Annotated in this window: 5 protein-coding genes; 2 read left to right on the forward strand and 3 right to left on the reverse strand. The window is 72.5% G+C overall.

Going from position 1 to position 5,144, the window contains the following annotated elements; all coding sequences use genetic code 11:
- The coding region (locus tag AOK18_RS23195) for a tetratricopeptide repeat protein (protein WP_055695601.1) at positions 1-1,261 on the reverse strand (1,261 nt) is incomplete at its 3' end.
- 277 nt (positions 1,262-1,538) lie between these two features.
- Here AOK18_RS23195 and AOK18_RS23200 point away from each other — a divergent pair.
- Positions 1,539-2,360, forward strand: coding sequence for an SAM-dependent methyltransferase (locus AOK18_RS23200; RefSeq protein WP_055695598.1), 822 nt, complete (start codon positions 1,539-1,541; stop codon positions 2,358-2,360).
- 115 nt (positions 2,361-2,475) lie between these two features.
- Here AOK18_RS23200 and AOK18_RS23205 read toward each other — a convergent pair whose 3' ends face one another.
- Positions 2,476-3,408 carry a helix-turn-helix domain-containing protein gene (locus tag AOK18_RS23205; protein WP_055695599.1) on the reverse strand — a complete coding sequence of 311 codons (933 nt, stop codon included), beginning with the start codon at positions 3,406-3,408 and terminating at the stop codon, positions 2,476-2,478.
- A gap of 194 nt (positions 3,409-3,602) precedes the next feature.
- Positions 3,603-3,833 (reverse strand): DUF397 domain-containing protein, encoded by a 231-nt coding sequence (locus tag AOK18_RS23210; protein WP_055572281.1) that lies wholly within the window; start codon positions 3,831-3,833, stop codon positions 3,603-3,605.
- A gap of 460 nt (positions 3,834-4,293) precedes the next feature.
- Between AOK18_RS23210 and AOK18_RS23215 the strand changes: the two genes are divergently transcribed.
- The gene (locus AOK18_RS23215) at positions 4,294-4,839 is read left to right on the forward strand and encodes a hypothetical protein (RefSeq protein WP_079105137.1); all 546 of its coding nucleotides are present in this window, start codon (positions 4,294-4,296) and stop codon (positions 4,837-4,839) included.
- The last annotated feature ends 305 nt before the right edge of the window (positions 4,840-5,144 follow it).

Consider the following 5,144-nt stretch of genomic DNA (forward strand, 5'->3'; position numbering starts at 1 on the left):
CCAGCATCGCGGCCGCGATGGCGAGGATGTCCCGGCAGGTGTTGTTGAACAGCATCCGCGTCCGGGGCACCCGCTCCACCGCGGCACGGAAGCTCTCCCGCTCGGCCCCGGCCCCCTCGACGTCGCCGGTCGCCGAGAGGGCGACGCCGCGGGCGTAGTGGAGCATCGCGGTCGTCGCGCAGTACAGCACCGGGTCGGCGGGGAACGGCAGCGCCAGGATGTCGTCCCAGCGGCCGAAGCGGATCAGGACGTGGAAGCGCATCGCCAGGAAGCCCTCGAGCCAGTCGGCCATCGGCGGGCTCTGCACCCTGAGCAGTTCCTCGGGCACGGAGGCTTCGAGCCGCGCGGCCGCCTCCAGGGCGATCTCCGAGAGGCCCGCGAACATGGCTCCGTAGATCCTGAAGTGGTGGTTGTGGGCGCGGTAGAGGGTGTAGAAGTTCATGGCCCCGGCCCGCGCGAGGTACTTCTCGTCGGCGGCGATCGCGAGGGCGTTGTCGGACACGACGCGGCGGTAGTCGCCGCACAGCACCTCGAGGTGCGAGGGCATGTGGTGCAGGTGCCCGGCGTCGGGCACGGCCCCGCGCAGCCGGTCGGCGACCATGAGGGCGGCTTCCGGCGTGGGGGACATCTCCATCAGGTGGATGTACAGGTGCACGACGCCGGGGTGCCGTGCGCCCCCCTCGCCGGCGAGCGCACGGTCGAGCACGGCCTTGGCCTCCAGGGTGCGGGCCCCCGCCGCGGGGAGGCCGGTCCTCAGGTCCCACAACTGCCAGGGGGTGAGGTTCATCAGGGCGTCCGCGCAGAGCACGGCGACGTCCGGGTCGTCCGGGGCGCTCTCGTACACCGCGAGCATGCGGTCCGCGTAGGGCTCGTTCCACACCGAGCAGTCCTCGACGGCCCGGCCCTGGGGGTAGCGGGCCCGCAGGGCGCCGATGAGGGCCCGCTCCACCGGGGTGGCTCCCGCGGCCCTCTCGTGCGCCGACTCGACCGCGGCGTGGGTGCGTTGGACGCTGCGGACGAGTTCGTCCCCCTCGAAGGCCTCCCAGGGCTTGTTGTAGTTGGGGCCGAGGGCGTAGGCGATGCCCCAGTGGGCCATGGCGCAGTCCGGGTCGGCCGCGGCGGCCTTCTCGAAGCAGGCGACCGCTTCCTCGTGGTTGAACGCGTAGGTCCACAACAAGCCTCGGTCGAACCAGAGTTGGGCCTCGGCCACGGCGGTCGTCACGGGGCGGCGGTAGGTGCCCAGATCGTAGTAGTCGTCCATGATGTCCATGACTCCCTCCGGGAAGCGGCCGAACCGGCCGCCCGGCCTCGTCCGCCCCGTGCACCGGCGGGGACGAAACCGACGATACCGGCACACCTGCGTCGATGCGGGCGTTGACCGCGTGCGCCGGTCCGGCGACACCGGGTGACGGCGGCGGCGGTCCGCTCTTCTTCCGGGGTCTTGTTCGCCGATGGGCTGGTCCGACCCGTGCGGGGCTCCCTAGGATGTACTCCCTGTCCAGCCAGTCCAGTTGGCGCGGCACTCCGCAGGGGGAACGATGCACACCGGCAATCAGCTGTCCACCGAGATCGACGCGACCGTGCCGACAGCCGCGCGCATGTACGACTACTATCTGGGCGGCAAGGACAACTACGCCGCCGACCGTGCCGCCGTGGAAGAGCTCGACCGGGTCGTGCCCAGTACGCGCCGCCTGGCCCTGAACAACCGGCGCTTCCTCCAGCGGGTCGTCCGGGTCCTCACCCAGGAGTACGGGATACGGCAGTACCTCGACCACGGTTCCGGGCTGCCCACCCAGGAGAACGTCCACCAGGTCGCCCAGCGCGTCGACCCGACCACCCACGTGGTGTACGTGGACAACGACCCGATGGTGCTGGTGCACGGGCGCGCACTGCTGGAGCAGGACGAGCGCACGGTGGTCATCCAGGCCGACATGCGGGAAACCGAGGCGATCTTCGACCACGCCGAGACGCGGCGCCTGATCGACTTCTCGCAGCCGGCCTGCGTGCTGTTCAACAGCGTGTTCCACTGCATCCCGGACAGCGACACCGACGGTCCAGCCGCCCTGGTGCGCCGCGTCCGGGAACGGCTCGCGCCGGGCAGCTTCCTCGTGATGTGCCAGCTGGTCAGCGAGGATCCGGAGGTCCGCAGGTCCGTCACCGAGTTCATGGACCGGGCGACCCAGGGGCACTGGGGCCGGGTGCGGCGGGAGAGCGACGTCGCCTCGTACTTCGAGGGTCTGGAGATCCTGGAGCCGGGCCTGGTGGAGGTCTCCACCTGGCGCCCGGACACCGAGGTGGCGCCCCGTCAGCTCAGCCAGGAGTGGATCGAGTTCGGCGGAGTGGGCCGGATCCCGCTGTAGGCCCCCGCGGCACGCGTGCCGCCGGCGCGCGGTCACGCAGGCGCCCCGGCCCACGCCGGTCCCGGGTCACCGGAGCGGGCCGGGGCGCACCCGCGCGGCGTTCCGGCTCCAGGCGCTACTTCCCGGACCGCGGTTCCGGGTAGCGGTCCCGCACCGTGGCGCGCAGCAGCTCCAGGGACTCACGGGGCCGCAGCGACTCGTCGGCGAGGCGGTCCAGCGCGATCCGGTACTCCTCCGTCTCGTCGAGGTCCTCGAGGAAGTTGGCGCTCCTGATGTGTTCCAGGTAGACCACGTCGGGCAGGTCGAGGCCGCCGAAGCGCAGGTACGTCACCGGAATGGCGGGGGCCGACGCGTTCGTCACGCTCAACGGCACGATCTGCACCGTGACATTGGGGCGCTCGGCCATCCGCATCAGGTGGGTGAGCTGCTCACGCATCACGTCGGCGCTGCCCAGCACGCGCAGCAGGACCGACTCGTCGATGATCGCCCACAGTTGCGGGGCGCCCTTCCGCGTCAGCAGCTCGGCCCGCCGCATCCGGAGTTCGACGCGGCGCTGCACCTCGCCCGCCGGCGCGTTGGGCAGGCCGCGCTCCACCACCGCACGGGTGTAGGCGGCGGTCTGCAGCAGGCCGGGAACGTACTGGATCTCGAAGGTGCGGATGGTGGCGGCGGCCTCCTGGAGTCCGACCAGCCGGTCGAACCACTCGGGCATCAGCCGCTTGTCGTACCGCTGCCACCAGCCCGGCTCGCCGGCCCGCTGGAGCAGTTTGACCAGGACCGAGGTCTCGTAGGCGTCGGTGCCGTACAGCTCGAGCAGGGCCCGCACGTCGCTCTCGGTGGGCGGGCGGCGTCCCTTGCCGGCCTCGATGCGGGACAGCTTCGCCGCGCTGAAGCCGACGGAACGCGCCGCCTGGTCCTGGGCCAGCCCGGCGTCCTCGCGGAAGCCCGCCAGCTGCACGCCGACCAGCATCTTCAGCAGGGTCGGGGCCGGCTCGGGCCGGTCCAGGTAGGGCTCCAGACGGGAGAGGCGAGGCGACGCGGCGGACATCCTGACTCCCAGCAAGACCGGCACAGGGGCGTTTTACACTATCGCACCCCAGTGCGCCGCGGCGTAGGCGCCCGGCGGAAGCCTTGCGGAAATGGCTGATTGGACTCCGCGCCGGCCCGCTCGCACCGCACGGGCAGACGGGCAGACGGGCAGACGGGCAGACGGGCAGACGGGCAGACGGGCAGACGGGCAGATCAGACCAGGTGGTCGAACTCTCCGTCCTTCGCGCCGGCCAGGAACGCCGCCAGCTCCGCCGGCGTGTAGACCAGCGCGGGCCCGTCGGGGTCGCGGGAGTTGCGCATCGCCACGTCCCCGTCCTCCAGCGGGGCCACCTCGACACAGTTGCCCTCGGCGTTGCTGTGCCGGCTCTTGATCCAGCAGGCGTCCAGGGAACTCGCCCGCACTCCGTTGCGCACTCCTGGCACCGCGGCCTCCTCGCTGTTCCTGTGTGGCGCCGGGCGGCGCCCGGCGGTCCGCCGGGGCGGGCCGGGCCGGATCGCCCTCGATCCACTCCGGTCCACCTCGAAAAAATTTCACGCAATTTCTCGTGCAATTGCACGCGAACGCTCTCGGCGTGGATAATAGCCGGAGCGTCAACCCCCTTGTTGGCGCGCTGTCCTGACGCCGCATCGGGGAGACGGAGTGTCCTCACCTGCGCACCAAGTGATCCGGCCGGCCGCCGGAGCCGCCGTACGGACGCGTGGCCGTGCTCCGGCCGCGCCCGCCGGGACCCCTGCGCCCGCCACGGCGCCGCGGCGGGCCGGGAGACCGGTCGCGACGGCCCTCCCGGTTCCGGTGCTCCCGGCGGGCGGGACGGGCCGGCCCCGGCCGTCCACCTGACCCCTTCCCCCACTCGACACGACCGCCGCGAAAGGCACCCACGCGATGCGCAGCGTTTCTACGGAACAGCCGGGCAGCGAGCACCCCGTGCGCCGCACGTCCCCGACCGGAATGGCCCGTACGACACCGCTCACGTCACTGTCCCGTGTGCCGTGGCGCGACATCCAGGACTCCACCGGATCCGCGGCGGCCATTCCCCTGCTGCTCAACGGCATCGCCTGGGGGGACGCCGAAACGGCCCGGACGGCCCTGGAGGATCTGCGGAAACGGATCTGCCAGTACGGCTTCGTGGTGGAGCAGGCGACGGCCGCCACGGTCCCCTTCCTCTGGGAACTGGCGCAGCTGCCGCACGTGACCTGCCGCGCCGGGATCATCCAGCTGCTCGGGGCCATCGCCGACGCCCGGCAGTGGGAGTGCACCGCCGCCGCGTATCCCAAGCTGCTCAACCGCCGCGAGAACCCGGTCGTCTGGGAGCGGGCCGCCCGCCAGGCGGTGCGCGCCCGGCGGGGCGACCTGAGCCGCCTGATGGACGACCAGGACACCAAGATCGCCCGTGCCACGACGGAGCTGGCCCGAGTGCTGGCCGAATGAGCCCCGTTCGAGCGCCGTGGGGGACGAGCGCCGAAGGGGCCAGTGGCACGGGGAGCGGGCCGCGCGACCGGTAACGCACCACCGGTCGCGCGGTCCGTGGGGGGACCGTTTCGGGCCGACCGCCCGTACCGCGGAGCGATCCGCCGCGGACCGCTCCGCCGAACCGTGCTCCGGGCGGACGGCACGGGCGGTACGGGCGGCACGGGCACCCGACCGCCCCGGGAGTCCCCCGACCCGAGGGATCCGTCCTCCCGTCCCGGAGAGCGCGGGCGGCACCGTGCGCGGCCGCGCTCTCCGGGACGGGA

The sequence above is a fragment of the Streptomyces prasinopilosus genome, assembly GCF_001419695.1.
Taxonomy (GTDB): domain Bacteria; phylum Actinomycetota; class Actinomycetes; order Streptomycetales; family Streptomycetaceae; genus Streptomyces; species Streptomyces prasinopilosus.

Coding starts and splice junctions, on each gene's coding strand:
- AOK18_RS23200 (WP_055695598.1), top strand. CDS start 1,539: ATGCACACCGGCAATCAGCTGTCCACCGAGATCGACGCGACCGTGCCG.
- AOK18_RS23205 (WP_055695599.1), bottom strand. CDS start 3,408: ATGTCCGCCGCGTCGCCTCGCCTCTCCCGTCTGGAGCCCTACCTGGAC.
- AOK18_RS23215 (WP_079105137.1), top strand. CDS start 4,294: ATGCGCAGCGTTTCTACGGAACAGCCGGGCAGCGAGCACCCCGTGCGC.